The organism is Streptomyces sp. NPDC034043 (genome assembly GCF_055575675.1).
This window is the reverse complement of sequence record NZ_JBVISF010000005.1, coordinates 47,421-62,539: the sequence shown is the minus strand read 5'-3', so window position 1 is coordinate 62,539 and position 15,119 is coordinate 47,421. Positions and strand designations below refer to the sequence as shown.

Here is a 15,119-nt window from a genome sequence, read left to right as displayed (position 1 = left end):
CAAGTGGTCGCTCTAAGCGACGAAGGTTGGGCCCGGGGGCTTGGATCGAGCCGGTGTCCTCACCAGGCTAACAAAGGATCGCCGGAAGCGGTCCCCCTCCCGCGACTTGGACACCCCGGATCACGCGCCTGGCCGCGGGCCGTCCGGGGAGGGTCGGAATCCGGTCACGCGGCGGTCAGGCGGCGGTCAGGCCCGGACGGGGCACGGGCGCCCCGTCCTCGCCGTCGTCACGGGCGCAGGAGCTCCGGGACGCCGTCCGCGCCCGGCTTGTCGCCCGCCGCCGACACCACCGTCAGCTGCTGCGTCGCGCGGGTCAGCGCCACGTACAGCACCCGCAGGCCCGCCGGGGACTCCTCGGCGATCTCCGCCGGGGAGACGACCACGGTGGCGTCGTACTCCAGCCCCTTGGCCTCCAGGCTGCCCAGCGCCACCGCCCGCTCGCCCAGGTCCGCCAGCCAGCCCGCCGCCTCCGCGCGCCGGTCCATGGCCACGACCACACCGACGGTCCCGTCCACCTGCGCCAGCAGCCGGCGGGTCTCCTCCAGCACCGTGGCACCCAGGTCCTCGCCGGCCGCCGTGAAGCGGGGCTCCAGGCCCGTGGAGCGCACCGCCGTCGGCGGCTCCATGCCCGGCATCGCCCGCTCCAGCACCCGGGCGGCCACCTCGGCGACCTCGGCCGGGTTGCGGTAGTTCACCGTCAGCGTGAACCGCCTGCGCGGCCGGCTCCCCAGGGCCTCGTCGCGGGCGGCGGCCGCCTCGTCGGGGTCCGTCCAGGAGGACTGCGCCGGGTCGCCGACCACCGTCCAGGTGCCCGTACGGCCCCGCCGGCCGACCATCCGCCACTGCATCGGCGTCAGGTCCTGGGCCTCGTCCACGATCACGTGCGCGTACTCGGTCCGCTCGGCCGCGATCCGCTCGGCCCGCTCCCACTGGGTCTCCTCGCGGGTCGGCATCAGCTCCTCCAGCCCGCTGAGCTGGTCCAGCGGGTCCATCTCCCGCTTCCGCTTCGGCCGCGCGGGCGCCCCCAGGAGCTGCTGGAGCTCGTCCAGCAGCGCCACGTCGTGCACCGAGAGGGGGCCGGAGCCGTCCGGGCCGACCCGGCGCAGCGAACGCGCCAGCTGGCGGGCCTCGCGCGGGTTCAGGTCCCGGCGCGACCAGCGGCCCAGCCGCCGCTCGTCCGCCATGGCGGCCAGCACCCGGCGCGGGGTCAGCTCCGGCCACCAGGCGTTCAGGAAGCCGAGGAAGTCGTCCTCGGTGGAGACGTCCTCGTCGAACGCGCTGCGCAGCTCGGCCGCCAGCTCCGGGTCGCTGTGCCGGCCGGACGCGCCCGTCTTCGCGTACAGGGCGTCGAGCAGCAGCTTGCGGGCGCGCGGGCGCAGCAGGTTCACCGGGGCGGTCCCGCCGAGCACGTTCTGCCGGATCCGGTTCAGCTCCGGGGCCTCCAGCTCGACGCGCCGTCCGAAGGCCACCACGCGCAGCCGCTCGGGCGCGTCGCCGAGCTCCAGGGCGCCCCGTACGGCCTTCCGGAGCACCTTGAGCATCCGCGAGGAGCCCTTGATCCGGGCCACGGGCGGCTCGTCGTACGTGCTCGCCTCGGCCCCGTCGACGAGGGAACCCAGCGCCCGGATCGCGACCTGGCCCTCCTCGCCGAGCGAGGGCAGCACGCCCTCGGTGTAGGCGACGAGGAGCGGCGTCGGGGAGACGATCAGGATGCCGCCGGAGTAGCGGCGCCGGTCGTGGTAGAGGAGGTACGCGGCCCGGTGCAGGGCGACGGCGGTCTTCCCGGTGCCCGGCCCGCCGGCCACCTCGGCGACGGAGGCGGCGGGAGCCCGGATGACCAGGTCCTGCTCGGCCTGGATGGAGGAGACGATGTCCCGCATGGTGTGCGTACGGGCCCGGCCGAGGGCGGCCATCAGCGCGCCGTCGCCGATGGCGGGCAGCTCCCGGCCGTCGAGGGAGGCGGTGACCTCCGGACGCATGAGGTCGTCCTCGACGCCGAGCACCTTGCGGCCCTTGGAGCGGATCACCCGGCGGCGGATGACGCGGCCGGGGTCCTTGGGCGTGGACCGGTAGAACGGCGCGGCGGCCGGGGCGCGCCAGTCGATCACCAGCGGCGAGTAGTCGGAGTCGAGCACGCCGATGCGCCCGATGTGCAGGGTCTCGGCGATGTCGGCGGTGAGGTCGTCGCGGATCGCGTCGTCGGCGGGCTCGACGGAGGTGTACGCCCCGTCCGGGCCGCGCTCCCCGTCCTTGCCGAGGACGAGGTCGATACGGCCGAAGAGGAAGTCCTCGAACTCGTTGTTCAGCCTGTTGAGGTGGATCCCGGCGCGGAAGACCTGCGCGTCCCGCTCGGCGAGCGCGCCGGGCGTGCCGACCTGTCCGCGCTGGGCGGCGTCGTTCATGAGGAACTCGGCCTCGTGGATCTTCTCCTCAAGGCGTCGGTACACCTGATCGAGATGCGTCTGCTCGACCGCGATCTCCCGATCGCGGACGGAATCCGCCGTGCTGTCGACAGCGGCATTCTGCGCGGCCACCAAGGCCCCCTTCTGACGTGCATGGGCGACCGTCAACCGTACGCGAATCCGCCCCCTCTCCGCACGCCGGTCCCGGGACCCGGGCGGAGCGGGGGCGGAAGGGCCGTGTCCCCCGGCCGGGGCCGGGGAGGGTCCGGGGGGTTCCCGTCAGTCCCATCGTCCTTCCGGTTCGTGCCGGTCCCTCAAGGGCGCTCACTTCGTTCGCGTCGCTACGCGATGGCCTTCGGCCACCCTTGACAGACCAGCCCGCCCCGGAAAGACAAGGACTGCCGGGAACCCCCCGAAAGAACGGCACGGTCCGTGGTCGAAGGACGGCCGTCTCAGCGATGAGACGGGCGGCCGGGCGTCGGTCCGCCGGGCATCCGGGCCCCGCAGATCCCCGGCGGTCCACCCCCGCGCGTCAGATCGCTACGCGCTCCTCCCGGCTTGGCGTCCGGCGACCGTCCGTGGCTGACACCCGCACGCAATGACGATCAGGGTCCCTTTCGGGACCGGTGGGAGACGCGTCAGATCGCATGGTGACGAGGGCGGGGATCAGAGCCGGCGGGCGAGGACCTGGCCCGGCCAGGTGTCGGACAGGAAGGTGTCGGTGCGGGTGAAACCGTTGCGCTCGTAGAAGGCGACCAGTTCACCCCCGCCGCCCGCCCAGCAGTCGACGCGGAGGAGGTCCAGGCCGGCGCGGCGGGTCTCGTCGGCGGCGTGCGCCAGCAGGGCCGCCCCCACGCCCAGACCCGTGTGGCGGCGGTCGGAGACGAGCAGGCGGACGTACCGCTCGGGTTCCCCGGCCGGAGCGATCGGCATCTGGGGGCTGGGGCCGGAGTCCAGGACCATGGCTCCGACGGGGATCCCGTCCAGCTCCGCGACGTACGGGCTGTTTTCGGTCAGGTACCGGTCGACCCGCTCCACCCCGCCGGGCTTCTGCGAGTACGGGGTGGTTCCCCACTGCTCGGTGTTGCCCCGGGCGTTCATCCAGGCCACAGCGCCGTCGAGCATGCCGAGGACGGCGGGCGCGTCGGCCGGGCCGCCCGGTCGGATCCGTATGCCGTGTGTGGTGTCGTTCACGGCTGAAGCCTAGGGTCTGGCAGCAGCCGGCGAAGCGGCGCGGGAGGAGATGGTCCGGATGCTCGTGATCATGACGGGAGCGGCGTGGTTCCTCCTGCTGACCGGTGCCGCTCTGCGCCTTCGCCCCGGCCCCGACCGCCTCGGCCGTCCGCTCTCCCCCGCCGAGGCGGCCCTGCTGCGCGGGGGCGGGCGGGCCGCGGCACAGACGGGGATGGTCGAGCTGTATCTGGCCGGTTCGGTCGAGGCCGGATGGCAGCAGACCGTCCGGCCCGCCAAGGCCCTTCTGCCCCGGCCCTGTTCGGAGGTGGCCCGCGCCCAGTACCACGCGCTGTACGGGGCACGGCACCCGCGCCGCCTGCTGCGCGACAGCGAGCGGGTGCAGGAGGCCGTCCACGCCATGTCGGCGGAACTGGAGCGGGCGCGGCTGATGGTGTCCCGCAGACGGGTGTGGTGCGTACGCGTCCTGCTGCTCCCGGTCTTCGCCGCTCCGCTCGGCTCGCCGCGGTGGCTCGGCCTCCTCGCCGCCCTCGGCGCGGCGGCGTTGTGGACATGGCCCCGGCGCACCCTGCGCGGTTCGGCGCTGCTCGCCAAGATGCGCCTCGACCACGCGGGCGCGCGCGAAGCAACGGAGCGCCAGCCGGACCAACTACTGCTGAGCGTCGCCCTGTTCGGCACGCCGGCACTCCGTGCCCAGCTCCCCAGGTTCGCCGAGGAGAGCGGCCTGCTGACCCGCCCCCCAAGGGAGCCCATGAACCGAGGCGGCAGTGGCTCCGGCGAACCCTTCGCGAGCTGCGGCGGCTGAGGAAAGCGGCCCCCTGCTCCGCAACTCGCCCGTCCCGGGCCCCGTCGGGGACCACCCCCAGACGACGGCCGGACGCCGGGACCAGAGAGGCGCGTAGCGATCTGACGCGCCCACCCGCTTCCCTCGCCGCCCTGGTCAACATGTGGTGCGGGTATCAGCCCCGGACGGCCGCCGGACGCCAAGCCGGGAGGAGCACGTAGCGATCTGATGCGCTTGGGTGCTCCGCAGGGGCCTGGCTGGCCCCGGATCCGGGACATGGCCGACGCCCGGCCGCCCGCCTCACCGCTGAGGGACCCGCCCCTCCCCTTCTCCTGCCCCGTGACCGTTCCTTTGGGGGCTTCCCGGCAGTCCTTGTCTTTCCGGGGCGGGACGGTCGGTCAAGGGTGGCCGAAGGCCATCGCGAAGCGACGCGAACGAAGTGAGCGCCCTTGACGGGCCGGCACGAACCGGAAGGACGATGGGACTGACGGGAACCCCCCAACCAGCCCTGACACCGCCCCACAGCACCCCGCCCCCCGCAGCCCCGCCCCTCCCCCTACGCCTCCACCACCTCCACCACCTCCACCGCCTCCCCCACCCGCACCCGGCGCCGGTGGCGGGCCACCCGTTCCCGGTTGCCGCACAGTTCGCTCGAGCACCACCGCCGGCGGTGGCCGCGGGAGGTGTCCAGGTAGAGGCGGGCGCAGCCGTCGCGCTCGCAGGTGCGCAGGAGGGCCAGGTCGCCGGGGTCGGTGAGGAGTTCCACCGCGTCCCGGGCCACCGTGGCCAGCATCCCCGCGCACTCCACCCCGCCGCACAGTTCCCGGACGAGGTGGCCCTCCTGGTCCCGTACCGCGCACACGCCCGGGGGTGGTCCGGCGGCGGCGGCGTTCACCCGGGCCAGGGCGTCCTCCTCCGGGCCGGTGCCGGCCAGTTCGGCCCGTACGAGGGTGGCCACGTCGTGGCGCAGGGCGCGGAAGGCCTCCACCCAGTCGGGCCCGAGCCGGCCGAGCGGGGTCCGGTCGGGGACCAGCCCGGCGCCGACCAGCCACAGGCGCAGCTCGTCGCCGTCGCGGATGCCCTCCCGGCATCCGGAACCGGCCGTCTGGGACGCGTGGGTGGCCAGCAGGTCGAGACAGACCCGCCCGGAGTCGAACCACATGCCCGTCACCGCCTCGTCGCCGTGGGACTGGGTCGCCTCCCCAGAGTGCCGTCGGCGGCCGCGAAGCGGAAGCCCCCGCGCGGGCCCCGTGGGCCTTCTCCCTGGGCCTGCCCCCTCCCCCTACACCCTCCCCGGTGCCTCGTCGTGCAGCACCCGCTGGAAGAGGCGGTGGTCGCGCCAGGCTCCGTTGATGTGGAGGTAGCGGGGGGCGAGGCCGATCTCGGTGAATCCGGCCTTGGCCAGGACCCGCATGGAGGCGTGGTTGTCGACCAGCGTCTGGGCCTCGATGCGGTGCAGCCCGAGCTCGTCGCGGGCGGTGCGGCAGAGCTCCTCCAGCGCGGCGGTGGCCAGCCCCCTGCCGTGCCGGCGCGGGTCGGTCCAGTAGCCGACGCCGCCGCTGCACAGCGGCCCCCGGGCGATGCCGCCCAGGTTCATCGCGCCGACGACCGCGCCACCCGCCACCTCGACGAGCACGTACGGCACGAGCCGTCCCCCGTCGCGCTCCTCGAGCATGCTCTCGATGCGGGCCCGCTGCCCCGCCTCGGTGTAGTACTCCTCGGGCCGCGTGGGCTCGTACGGCGCCATGTGCGCGCGGCTGCGCAGCAGTGCGTCGGCCAGCCCGGCGGCGTCCTCGGCCGCGAGCCCCCTCATCTCCACCCCGTCAATGATCATCCGGGAACGCTAACGGACCCCCGCGCCCGGGTTCCAGCCCTCGCCCTCCCCCGCGTCGAGGGAGAGCCGGTATCCCCGCTTGACCACCGTCTGGATCAGCCGGGGCATCCCCAGGGCCGCCCGCAGCCGGGCCATCGCGGTCTCCACGGCGTGCTCGTCGGTGCCCGCTCCCGGCAGCGCCCGCAGCAGCTCGGCCCGGGACACCACCCAGCCGGGCCGCCGGGCGAGTGCCGCCAGCAGGGCCATCCCGGCGGGCGGGACCGGGCGCAGCCCGTCGTCGACGAGGACGGCGTGCCCCCGGATCTCCAGCCGGTGTCCGGCGACGGGCAGCACCCGCGCCCGGCCGGGGAGTTCCTTGCACAGCACCTGCACCAGCGGCCCGAGCCGGAACCGCTCCGGCTGTACGGTCTCCACCCCCTCGGCCTGGAGCGGCAGCGCCGTGACGGGCCCCACGCACGCCGCGAGGACCGGCCCGCGCAGCGCCTCCAGTACGGCTTCACGCAGGCCCCGTTCCGCCGCCCGGGACAGCAGGGAGGCCGCGGCCGGCGCCGAGGTGAAGCTGACGGCGTCCACCGCCCCGACGGCCACCGCGTCCAGCAGCCGGTCCAGCGGGGCGGGGTCCTCGGGCGGCATCCACCGGTACACCGGTACCGGCACCACCTCGGCCCCGCCGTCGCGCAGCGCCTCCACGAACCCGGGCAGCGGTTCCCCGTGCAGCTGGAGCGCGATCCGCCGCCCGGCGACGCCGCCGGACAGCAGCCGGTCCAGTACCTCGGCGAGGGATTCGGACTGCGGGGACCAGGTCTCCACGAGGCCGGCGGCCCGTACGGCGCCCTTGACCTTGGGGCCGCGCGCCAGCAGTTCGGTGGCGCGCAACCGCTCCAGCAGTTCCTCGCCGACGCCCCAGCCGTCGGCGGCCTCGATCCAGCCGCGGAAGCCGATGGCGGTGGTGGCGACGACGGCGTCCGGCGGGCTGTCGACGAGTTCCTTGGTGGCGGCCATCAGTTCCGTGTCGTCGGCGAGCGGCACGATCCGCAGGGCCGGGGCGTGGATGACGGCGGCTCCGCGCCGGCGCAGCAGGGCGATCAGTTCGTCCGCGCGCCGGGCGGCGGTGACTCCGACGGTGAATCCGGCGAGGGGACCGTGCGTAGCGTCGTCCATCGTGGTGACCTGCCTTGCCCTGGGGGGTTCGTGCGTCGGGGATGTGCCGAGCCTGCCAAGGCGTCGTGTCAGGCTCGGTTCCACCGTATTTCAAGCCAGTTAACCGGCCTGACCACCGCCTCACACCGAGGTGAGCTGCGCCTTCTCCTCGTCCCCGGCGACGGCGGGGGACGGTGCGGTCGCGGGGCGGCGAAGGTATACCGCCCAGGTGACCGCGCAGCACACCGCGTAGAAGCCGAGGAAGGTGGTGAAGGCGGCGGTGCCGGAGCCGGAGCTGGTGAAGGCTTCGCGGAAGACCAGGTTGATGGCGAGGCCGCCGAGGGCGCCGACGGCTCCGATCAGTCCCATGGAGGCTCCCGACAGGCGCCGTCCGTGTGCGGCGGCCGCCTCGCCGTCCAGGCCCCGGGCGAGGGCCTTGGCCTGGAAGATGCCGGGGATCATCTTGTAGGTGGAGCCGTTGCCGAGCCCGCTGAGCGCGAACAGGGCGACGAATCCGACGAGGAACACGGGCAGGGACTCCTGTACGGAGGCCAGCAGGACCACTCCGGTCGCCGCGGCCATCGCCACGAAGGCGGCCAGGGTGATCCGGGCGCCGCCGAAGCGGTCGGCGAGCGCGCCGCCGACGGGCCGGACGAGGGATCCGAGGAGGGGGCCGATGAAGGTGAGGGAGGCGGCCTGGAGCGGGGTCCGGCCGAACTGGGTCTGGAGGACGAGCCCGAAGGCGAAGCTGTAGCCGATGAACGAGCCGAAGGTGCCGACGTAGAGGAAGGCCATGATCCAGGTGTGGGCGTCCCGGGCGGCTTCGATGACGGCGCCGCCGTCGTTCCGTACGGGCGCCAGGTTGTCCATGCGTACGAGGGCCAGTGCGGCGGCCGCCACGATCAGCGGGAGGTAGACCGCGAGCAGCAGCCGGGGGTGTCCGGCTCCGGCGGTGCCGATGACCAGCAGGGCGACGAGCTGGACCACGGGGACGCCGATGTTCCCGCCGCCCGCGTTGAGGCCGAGCGCCCAGCCCTTCTTGCGCAGCGGGAAGAAGGCGTTGATGTTCGTCATCGAGGAGGCGAAGTTGCCGCCGCCGACGCCGGTGAGCGCGGCCACGGCCAGGAAGGTGCCGTACGAGGTGCCGGGCTCCATGACGATCAGCGCGGCGACGGTCGGCGCGAGGAGCAGCAGGGCGCTGACGACGGTCCAGTTGCGGCCGCCGAAGCGGGCGACGGCGAAGGTGTAGGGGATGCGTACGAGGGCCCCGACGAAGGTGGCGGTGCCGATGAGGAAGAACTTCCCGGCCGGGTCGATGCCGTACTGGGGTCCCATGAAGAGCACCATCACGGACCACAGCGACCAGATGGAGAAGCCGATGTGCTCGGAGAGCACGGAGTAGAGGAGGTTACGGCGGGCGATCCGCTCGCCGGTCTCCCTCCAGAACGTCTCGTCCTCGGGCTCCCACCGCTCGATCCAGCGGCCCCCCTTGCGCGGTGCGGTCGTACCGGTCATCACACGCCTCCACAAGCTGTCGCGTCCGTGGGGACGAGGCTAGGAACGGCGCGTTTCGGCCCCGGTCCCCGCCGGATGACCGGCGGGAAACCTTGCACTCACCCGCCGTCCGGGCCGGGTGTGAGCGCTGCCGGGAGCCAGCTGTCCGGGGGGACTTCCAGCCAGCCGCCGGCGGTCTGGAGTTCGGCGGCCGCGCGGTCGAGGGCGTCGAGGCCGGGGTGGCGCATGCCCTTGCGCCACACCATCGACAGCGGGGACAGCGGTACGGGGTCCACGAGCGGCCGTTTCACGCAGCCGGGCATGTCGAGGAAGCCGACGGTCGCGAGGACGGGGTTGCGGGTCTTGGTCATGACCCGGCGGAACTCCTCCTTGCCGATGGCGACGGGGGCGGGCGGGGCGAGGGCGATGCCGCGCCCGGCGAACAGTTCGCGGGCCAGCCCGGTCCACTCCAGGGTCCGCGGGTTCCCCGCCCCGGCGTACACGGTCTCCCCGGCGAGCGCGGCCAGCGGTACGGCGTCCGACGCGGCCAGCGGGTGGTCCTCGGGCAGCACCACGGCGAGGGGTTCGTAACGGACGGGGCGGTGGGCGAGCCGGGCGCGCAGCGCGGGTTCGAGCCCGGCGGCGTACCCGAAGGAGACGTCGAGCCGCCCGGCGGCGATCTCGGTGGCGGCGTGGGTGAGGCCGCTTTCGAAGCGGGCCATCAGCTCGCAGCCGGGGGCCAGTTCGCGGGCCCGTTCCAGGACCCGCCGGCTGGTGCTGGGGCCGTCGGTGTTCGTGTCGACGAGCAGGGCACGGGGCGGTCCCGCGAAGGCGGCGGCGAGTTCCTCGTGGGCGCGCAGCACGTCGCGGGCGTGGGGCAGCAGCCGCTCCCCGTCGGCGGTCAGCTCCACCGCGCGGGTGGTGCGCAGGAACAGCGGTGCGCCCAGGGCCTGTTCGAGCCGACGGACGTCGCGGCTGAGGGCCTGCTGGGCGATGTAGAGGCGGGCGGCGGCGCGGGAGAAGTGCAGCTCCTCGGCGACCGCGAGGAAGCCGCGCAGCAGCCGGGGGTCGACGTCACGGGCGGTCATCCCCGGAGATTAACAACAGGAGGGTGTGAATGGTCCCGGAAGAGGTGTTGGACCGCCGCCGGGGACGGGCCGCAGGCTCGTGACATGCCGTACGAATCCCCGCTCATGGCCGTGACGGGCAGCACCCTGGTCCTGGCCGCCCCCGCCCCCGCCCCCACCCCCGGGCCGACGCCGGCCCGCGCCCGCGCCGCCGCCCCGGAAGCCGCCCCCGCCCGCGCGGCCGCCGCCCGCACCCGCGGCCCGTACGCCCGCCTGTTCACCCGCCCCGGTACGCGCGGGTTCACCGCCGGGAACCTGCTGGCCCGGCTCCCCATGGGCATGTTCGGGGTCAGCGCCGTGATGATGATCGCCGGGCAGCGCGGCTCGTACGCCCTCGCCGGCGCGGTCACCGCCACCGGCCTGGCCGCCACCGCCCTGGCCGCGCCCTGGACGGCCCGGCTGATCGACCGGCACGGGCAGGCCCGGATCGCCGTGCCGGCCACGGTGATCGCCGTGCTCGGCTCGCTCTCCCTGATCGTGTGCGTGCGTACGCAAGCCCCCGCCTGGACCCTCTTCGCCTCGTACGCGGCCACCGCGACGACCCCCAACATCGGCGGCATGTCCCGGGCCCGCTGGACCCACCTGCTGCCCCCGGCCGAGCACCACACCGCGATGTCCCTCGAACAGGCCGCCGACGAGCTGTGCTTCATGCTCGGGCCGGTCCTCGCGGCCTTCCTGTGCACCGCCGTCTTCCCCGAGGCGGGCACCCTGACCGGGGCGGCCCTGCTGCTCACCGGGATGCTGGTGTTCACCGCGCACCGGGCCACCGAACCCCCCGCCACCGGGACACCGGCCGCCGCGCACGGCCCGTCCCCGCTGCGCGCCCTGCTCCCGCTGCTCGGCCTGCTCCTCGCCACCGGGGCGGTGTTCGGCTCGATGGAGGTCGCCTCCATCGCCCACCTCGCCGTCCTGGGCCTCGGCGGCGCCTCCGGCGCGGTACTGGCCCTCCAGGCGGCCGGCTCCTGCGCCGCCGGCCTGCTGTACGGCACCCGGCGCCCCCGGAGCCTGCGCGTGTGCCTGCTCGCGCTGGCCGCGGCGATGACCCTGCCCTGGGCGGCGGCCGCCGGCGGGTCCCTGCCGCTGCTGGCCCTGGCGCTGCTGCTGGCCGGCATGGCCACGGCGCCGGTGATGGTAAACGCCATGGCGCTGGTGCAGCGGGCCACTCCGCCCGGCCGCCTCAACGAGGGCATGAGCCTCGCCGTCACCGCGATCATGGCCGGGATCGCCGTCGGCTCCGCCGGAGCCGGGCAGGCCGTCGACCGCCTGGGCTCCACGGCGGCCTACGCCCTCCCGGCGGCCGCCGCCCTGCTCGCACTGTCCGTATCGGCCGCAACCTCCAGATTTATCCGTATTGTTCCGGCGGGTGGGTGACACGCCCGCGTGGTTGCGCACCCCGCCTCCGCGTGATCCCCCATAACTGGGGGTGCTTTCCCCAGCGCCCTTCCTTTCGCGGAGGAACTCCCCTTGCCTGCTTCACGTTCCGTCTCCTCGGCCCTCGTCGTCGCGGCCGTCACCGCGTCCTGCCTGGTGCCGGCCGTACCGGCCCTGGCCGACGCGTCCCCCCTGCGGTTCTCCCAGCCGTACGTCCCCTCCATCGCCCCCGGCAAGACGGGCCGCGTCGTCATCGCGGCCCTGAACGGCCAGGACCCGGCCCGCAGCAGCACCTTCCGGATCACCGCCCCCGAGCGGACCACGTTCCCCGAGGCCCGCTTCTACTGGAACGGCCAGCGGGCGGGAGGCTCGTGCACCCGTTCCACGGACGCGCGCCTGTTGACCTGCGACGCCGGAACCCGCGCCGGCTTCGCCTTCCCGGCGAACACCCAGACGCGACTGGCGGTGACCGTCCGGGTCGACCCGCACGCCCCCGAGGGCACCACCCTCGACGGCGGCGAGTGGGCCAACGGCCAGGACGCCCCGGCCCTGTTCGCCGTGGCGACCCCGGTCAGGGGCCCCAAGGGCGACGACGGGCGACCGGGTCACGACGGGCGACCGGGCCACGACGGCCACGACGGCAGGCCCGGCCACCACGGCAAGCCGGGCCGCCCGGGCCCGAAGGGCGAGAAGGGCGACAAGGGAGACAAGGGCGACAGGGGCGAACGCGGCCCGAAGGGCGACCGCGGCGACGCCGGCCCTCAGGGCGTCCAGGGTCCCAGGGGCGACACCGGCCCGGCGGGCGGCCCGCAGGGCCCCAAGGGCGACAAGGGCGACCGGGGCGACCGCGGCCCGCGGGGCGAACGCGGCGACACCGGTGAGCGCGGCCCCAAGGGCAACACCGGCGACACCGGCGCTCCCGGCGTCCGGGGTCCCAAGGGCGACACGGGTCCGGCCGGCCCCCGGGGCCCGCAGGGCGTGCGCGGCCCCCAGGGCGTCCAGGGTCCCAGGGGCGACACCGGCCCGGCGGGCGGCCCGCAGGGCCCCAAGGGCGACCGCGGCGACACCGGCCCGGCCGGCCCGCAGGGCCCCCGCGGCCCCAAGGGCGACACCGGCAAGCCCGGCCACTGCAAGAAGTGCGGCGGCCACCACGGCAAGGACGATCACGGCAAGGACCACCACGGGAAGGACCACCACGGGAAGGACCACCACGGCAAGGGCGATCACGGCCAGGGCGGCGGCAGCCCGAAGGCCCGTGTCGTCACCTCCGGCAAGGGCCTCGGCATCCGCTCCGGCCCGGGCACGCACCACACGAAGACCGGCAAGCTCCCGGACCGCACCGTGGTGAACCTCCAGTGCAAGGTCAAGGGGGAGACCGTGGGCGACAACGCGATCTGGTACAAGCTCGCCGACGGCCGCGGCTGGATCCCCGCCCGCTACGCCCTGAACCTCAACAAGATCCCGTACTGCTGACGGAAACCACCCGCCGGGCATGACGAAGCCCCCGCAGCCGATCGGCTGCGGGGGCTTCGCCCACATGGGATGAGTGGAGATGGCGGGAATCGAACCCGCGTCCAACGGTGCAGAAGCAGGGCTTCTCCGAGCGCAGTCCGCTGCGCTTTTCTCAGCCCCGGAGATCACACGGACAAGTCTCCGACGGGCTCAGTCACTGTTTGGTTTCCCTCCAACCCCCGTGACCGGGGCTAGAGGTTTAGATCCCTTGTTGACGCCAGGATCCGGACCGGGACCACTTCCGGGCTGACGCTCCTCACAGAGGCTTCAGCTCACTGTTATTAGGCAGCGAGGGTGAAGCGGGAGTTATCGCTCTTGGAGTTGGCGATTATTTTTTGCGACATGTGGTTAGCGAGATCATTGCCGCTTCCTCGGCTCGCTTCCCCTGCATCGACAGCCGCTGTCGAAACCGATCATCCCCATGTTCACTGTTCAGTTAGGTACTGCTGGGTACTGCTCCAAGCAGCGCCGCCCCCGGAGGGGTGGTGCTCACGCCATGGTACGCGAAGTGGACCACCGCGTGCCAGGAGATTAAACCGTGCCCCGCTGCTTGCGGCGCACCGCCGAGATCGCGCGCTGCGTCTCGCGCGTGTCCTGCTTCTCGCGCAGGGTCTGGCGCTTGTCGAACTCCTTCTTGCCCTTCGCCAGCGCGATCTCGACCTTCGCGCGGCCGTCCTTGAAGTACAGGGACAGCGGGACGACCGTGTGGCCCGACTCCTCCGACTTGCGCCCCAGCTTGTCGATCTCCTCGCGGTGCATGAGGAGCTTGCGCTTGCGGCGGGCGCTGTGGTTGGTCCAGGTGCCCTGGCTGTACTCCGGCACGTGCACGTTGTACATCCAGACCTCGCGGCCCTCCACCGACACGAAGCCGTCCACCAGCGAGGCGCGGCCCTGGCGCAGGGACTTGACCTCGGTGCCGGTCAGGACGATCCCGCACTCGTAGGTGTCGACGATCGTGTAGTCGTGCCGGGCCTTCTTGTTCTGGGCGATCAGCTTGCGCCCTTTTTCCTTAGCCATAGTGCGGTCATTTTCGCACTACGAACCCACCCCGAGGCCACTCAATACCGTACGGGCCCGCTCCTCCGCCCCGTCGCCGGCCGGCAGGTCCGGGGTGATGCCGTCGCCGTCGAGGCTGCGGCCCGCCGGGGTGCGGTAGGTGCCCACGGTCAGCTCCGCCACCGCGCCGCCCGGAAGCTCGGTCGGCATCTGGACCGAACCCTTGCCGAAGGTGCGGGTGCCGACCGTCACCGCGCGGCCCCGGTCCTGGAGGGCTCCGGCCACCAGCTCGGCCGCGCTCATCGTGCCGCCGTCGACCAGCGCCACCAGGGGCCGGGCGGTGTCCCCGCCAGGATCCGCGTACAGGGCGCGCTCGGAGCCCCGTACGTCGTACGTCGTCACGAGCCCGCCGTCCAGGAACGCGGAGGCCGCCGTCACCGCCTCGGTGACCAGACCGCCCGGATTGCCGCGCAGGTCCAGCATCAGCCCGCCGCCGGGCGGGGCCTCGCGGACGGCCGCCCGGACGCGCTCCCCCGAGCCCCGGGTGAAGGAGGTCACCTTGATCAGGGTGATGCCGCCCGCGAGGCGGCGTACGGTCACCGGTTCGGTACGCAGCTGCTCGCGCCGGACGGTCACGGTGCGGTCGGCGCCGTCCCGGCTGAGGCCGAGCACCACCGCGGTGCCCGCTTCCCCGCGCAGCAGGGCCACCACGTCGGCCACGGCCAGGCCGGTGACGCTCCGGCCGTCCACGCTGAGCAGCCGGTCCCCGGCGCGCAGTCCGGCCCGGTCGGCGGGGCCGTCCGGCTGGACGCGCTCGACCTCGACCCGGCCGTCGCGGCGGCGCCCGGCCCAGAGGCCGACCCCGGTCCAGCGGCCGTCGAGGTCCTCGGCGAAGGCGGCGTACTCGCCCCGGTCGTAGACGGTGCCCCAGCGGTCGCCGCTGCGGCTGACCACCTCCTGGGCGGCCTTCTTGCCCGACTTGCCCTCGGCGACGGCCTCGGCGGCGGCCCGGGCGACGGCCTCCCGGTCGGCGGTGCCCGCGCCGGCACCGGCGGGCGGGTCCTGGCCGGTGGTGCCCGTGAGGGCGGCGGCCGCGCGCGTCCCGTCCGCTTCGCGCGGCACCCAGCACCCCGCACCGGCGGCGGTGCCCACGCAGACGAGGAAGACCAGCGTCAGGACGGCCCCGCGACGCGGGTCGCGGGGCCGGAGACAGAAGGCGGGCAGACCCGGCATGCCGCCGAGTCTAGGACAAGCCCGGCTGCGGCAAG

The 15,119-nt window shown here is 74.2% G+C and carries 12 protein-coding genes and 1 other RNA gene; 3 read left to right on the top strand and 10 right to left on the bottom strand.

Annotated features, from left to right (window positions below; genetic code table 11):
- Nucleotides 1–227 precede the first annotated feature (227 nt).
- Entirely contained in the window at nucleotides 228–2,534 is a 2,307-nt protein-coding gene (locus ACZ51S_RS14060; RefSeq protein WP_468888138.1) for a HelD family protein, read from the bottom strand.
- Nucleotides 2,535–3,068: 534 nt separating this feature from the next.
- A complete protein-coding gene (locus ACZ51S_RS14055; protein ID WP_468477992.1) occupies nucleotides 3,069–3,596 on the bottom strand; it encodes a GNAT family N-acetyltransferase in 528 nt (175 codons plus the stop codon).
- Between the two features lie 58 nt (nucleotides 3,597–3,654).
- On the opposite strand from ACZ51S_RS14055, the gene ACZ51S_RS14050 reads away from it, so the two are divergent.
- Nucleotides 3,655–4,398 carry a TIGR04222 domain-containing membrane protein gene (locus tag ACZ51S_RS14050; protein WP_468802110.1) on the top strand — a complete coding sequence of 248 codons (744 nt, stop codon included), beginning with the start codon at nucleotides 3,655–3,657 and terminating at the stop codon, nucleotides 4,396–4,398.
- Nucleotides 4,399–4,933: 535 nt separating this feature from the next.
- Here ACZ51S_RS14050 and ACZ51S_RS14045 read toward each other — a convergent pair.
- The 5 genes from ACZ51S_RS14045 to ACZ51S_RS14025 all read right to left on the bottom strand — a co-directional run bounded on the left by ACZ51S_RS14045 (nucleotide 4,934) and on the right by ACZ51S_RS14025 (nucleotide 9,933).
- Complete coding sequence (locus tag ACZ51S_RS14045; RefSeq protein WP_468960851.1) at nucleotides 4,934–5,539, bottom strand: CGNR zinc finger domain-containing protein; 606 nt, start codon at nucleotides 5,537–5,539, stop codon at nucleotides 4,934–4,936.
- A 120-nt stretch (nucleotides 5,540–5,659) separates the two neighbouring features.
- Nucleotides 5,660–6,211 carry a GNAT family N-acetyltransferase gene (locus ACZ51S_RS14040; RefSeq protein WP_468888130.1) on the bottom strand — a complete coding sequence of 184 codons (552 nt, stop codon included), beginning with the start codon at nucleotides 6,209–6,211 and terminating at the stop codon, nucleotides 5,660–5,662.
- A 9-nt stretch (nucleotides 6,212–6,220) separates the two neighbouring features.
- Nucleotides 6,221–7,372 carry a uroporphyrinogen-III synthase gene (locus tag ACZ51S_RS14035; protein WP_468477996.1) on the bottom strand — a complete coding sequence of 384 codons (1,152 nt, stop codon included), beginning with the start codon at nucleotides 7,370–7,372 and terminating at the stop codon, nucleotides 6,221–6,223.
- A gap of 120 nt (nucleotides 7,373–7,492) precedes the next feature.
- Nucleotides 7,493–8,866, bottom strand: a complete 1,374-nt coding sequence (locus tag ACZ51S_RS14030) for a nitrate/nitrite transporter (RefSeq protein WP_468477997.1) — start codon at nucleotides 8,864–8,866, stop codon at nucleotides 7,493–7,495.
- 98 nt (nucleotides 8,867–8,964) lie between these two features.
- Nucleotides 8,965–9,933 carry a LysR family transcriptional regulator gene (locus ACZ51S_RS14025; protein WP_468477998.1) on the bottom strand — a complete coding sequence of 323 codons (969 nt, stop codon included), beginning with the start codon at nucleotides 9,931–9,933 and terminating at the stop codon, nucleotides 8,965–8,967.
- 84 nt (nucleotides 9,934–10,017) lie between these two features.
- Here ACZ51S_RS14025 and ACZ51S_RS14020 point away from each other — a divergent pair, with 84 nt between their 5' ends.
- A complete protein-coding gene (locus tag ACZ51S_RS14020) occupies nucleotides 10,018–11,343 on the top strand; it encodes an MFS transporter (RefSeq protein WP_468477999.1) in 1,326 nt (441 codons plus the stop codon).
- Between the two features lie 93 nt (nucleotides 11,344–11,436).
- A complete protein-coding gene (locus ACZ51S_RS14015; protein ID WP_468802112.1) occupies nucleotides 11,437–12,816 on the top strand; it encodes an SH3 domain-containing protein in 1,380 nt (459 codons plus the stop codon).
- Nucleotides 12,817–12,887: 71 nt separating this feature from the next.
- Here the strand turns inward: ACZ51S_RS14015 and ssrA are convergent.
- The 3 genes from ssrA to ACZ51S_RS14000 form a co-directional block, all read right to left on the bottom strand.
- Nucleotides 12,888–13,276, bottom strand: a transfer-messenger RNA (tmRNA) gene (gene ssrA, locus ACZ51S_RS14010).
- Between the two features lie 110 nt (nucleotides 13,277–13,386).
- Nucleotides 13,387–13,872 (bottom strand): SsrA-binding protein SmpB, encoded by a 486-nt coding sequence (gene smpB / locus ACZ51S_RS14005; protein WP_388940842.1) that lies wholly within the window; start codon nucleotides 13,870–13,872, stop codon nucleotides 13,387–13,389.
- A gap of 18 nt (nucleotides 13,873–13,890) precedes the next feature.
- Nucleotides 13,891–15,084 carry a S41 family peptidase gene (locus ACZ51S_RS14000; protein ID WP_468960847.1) on the bottom strand — a complete coding sequence of 398 codons (1,194 nt, stop codon included), beginning with the start codon at nucleotides 15,082–15,084 and terminating at the stop codon, nucleotides 13,891–13,893.
- Between the last annotated feature and the right edge of the window lie 35 nt (nucleotides 15,085–15,119).

Bases quoted from the DNA above. Each gene is read 5' to 3' on its own strand.
- ACZ51S_RS14050 (WP_468802110.1), top strand. From the start codon at position 3,655: ATGCTCGTGATCATGACGGGAGCGGCGTGGTTCCTCCTGCTGACCGGT.
- ACZ51S_RS14045 (WP_468960851.1), bottom strand. From the start codon at position 5,539: ATGTGGTTCGACTCCGGGCGGGTCTGTCTCGACCTGCTGGCCACCCAC.
- ACZ51S_RS14040 (WP_468888130.1), bottom strand. From the start codon at position 6,211: ATGATCATTGACGGGGTGGAGATGAGGGGGCTCGCGGCCGAGGACGCC.
- ACZ51S_RS14035 (WP_468477996.1), bottom strand. From the start codon at position 7,372: ATGGACGACGCTACGCACGGTCCCCTCGCCGGATTCACCGTCGGAGTC.
- ACZ51S_RS14030 (WP_468477997.1), bottom strand. From the start codon at position 8,866: ATGACCGGTACGACCGCACCGCGCAAGGGGGGCCGCTGGATCGAGCGG.
- ACZ51S_RS14025 (WP_468477998.1), bottom strand. From the start codon at position 9,933: ATGACCGCCCGTGACGTCGACCCCCGGCTGCTGCGCGGCTTCCTCGCG.
- ACZ51S_RS14020 (WP_468477999.1), top strand. From the start codon at position 10,018: ATGCCGTACGAATCCCCGCTCATGGCCGTGACGGGCAGCACCCTGGTC.
- smpB (WP_388940842.1), bottom strand. From the start codon at position 13,872: ATGGCTAAGGAAAAAGGGCGCAAGCTGATCGCCCAGAACAAGAAGGCC.
- ACZ51S_RS14000 (WP_468960847.1), bottom strand. From the start codon at position 15,084: ATGCCGGGTCTGCCCGCCTTCTGTCTCCGGCCCCGCGACCCGCGTCGC.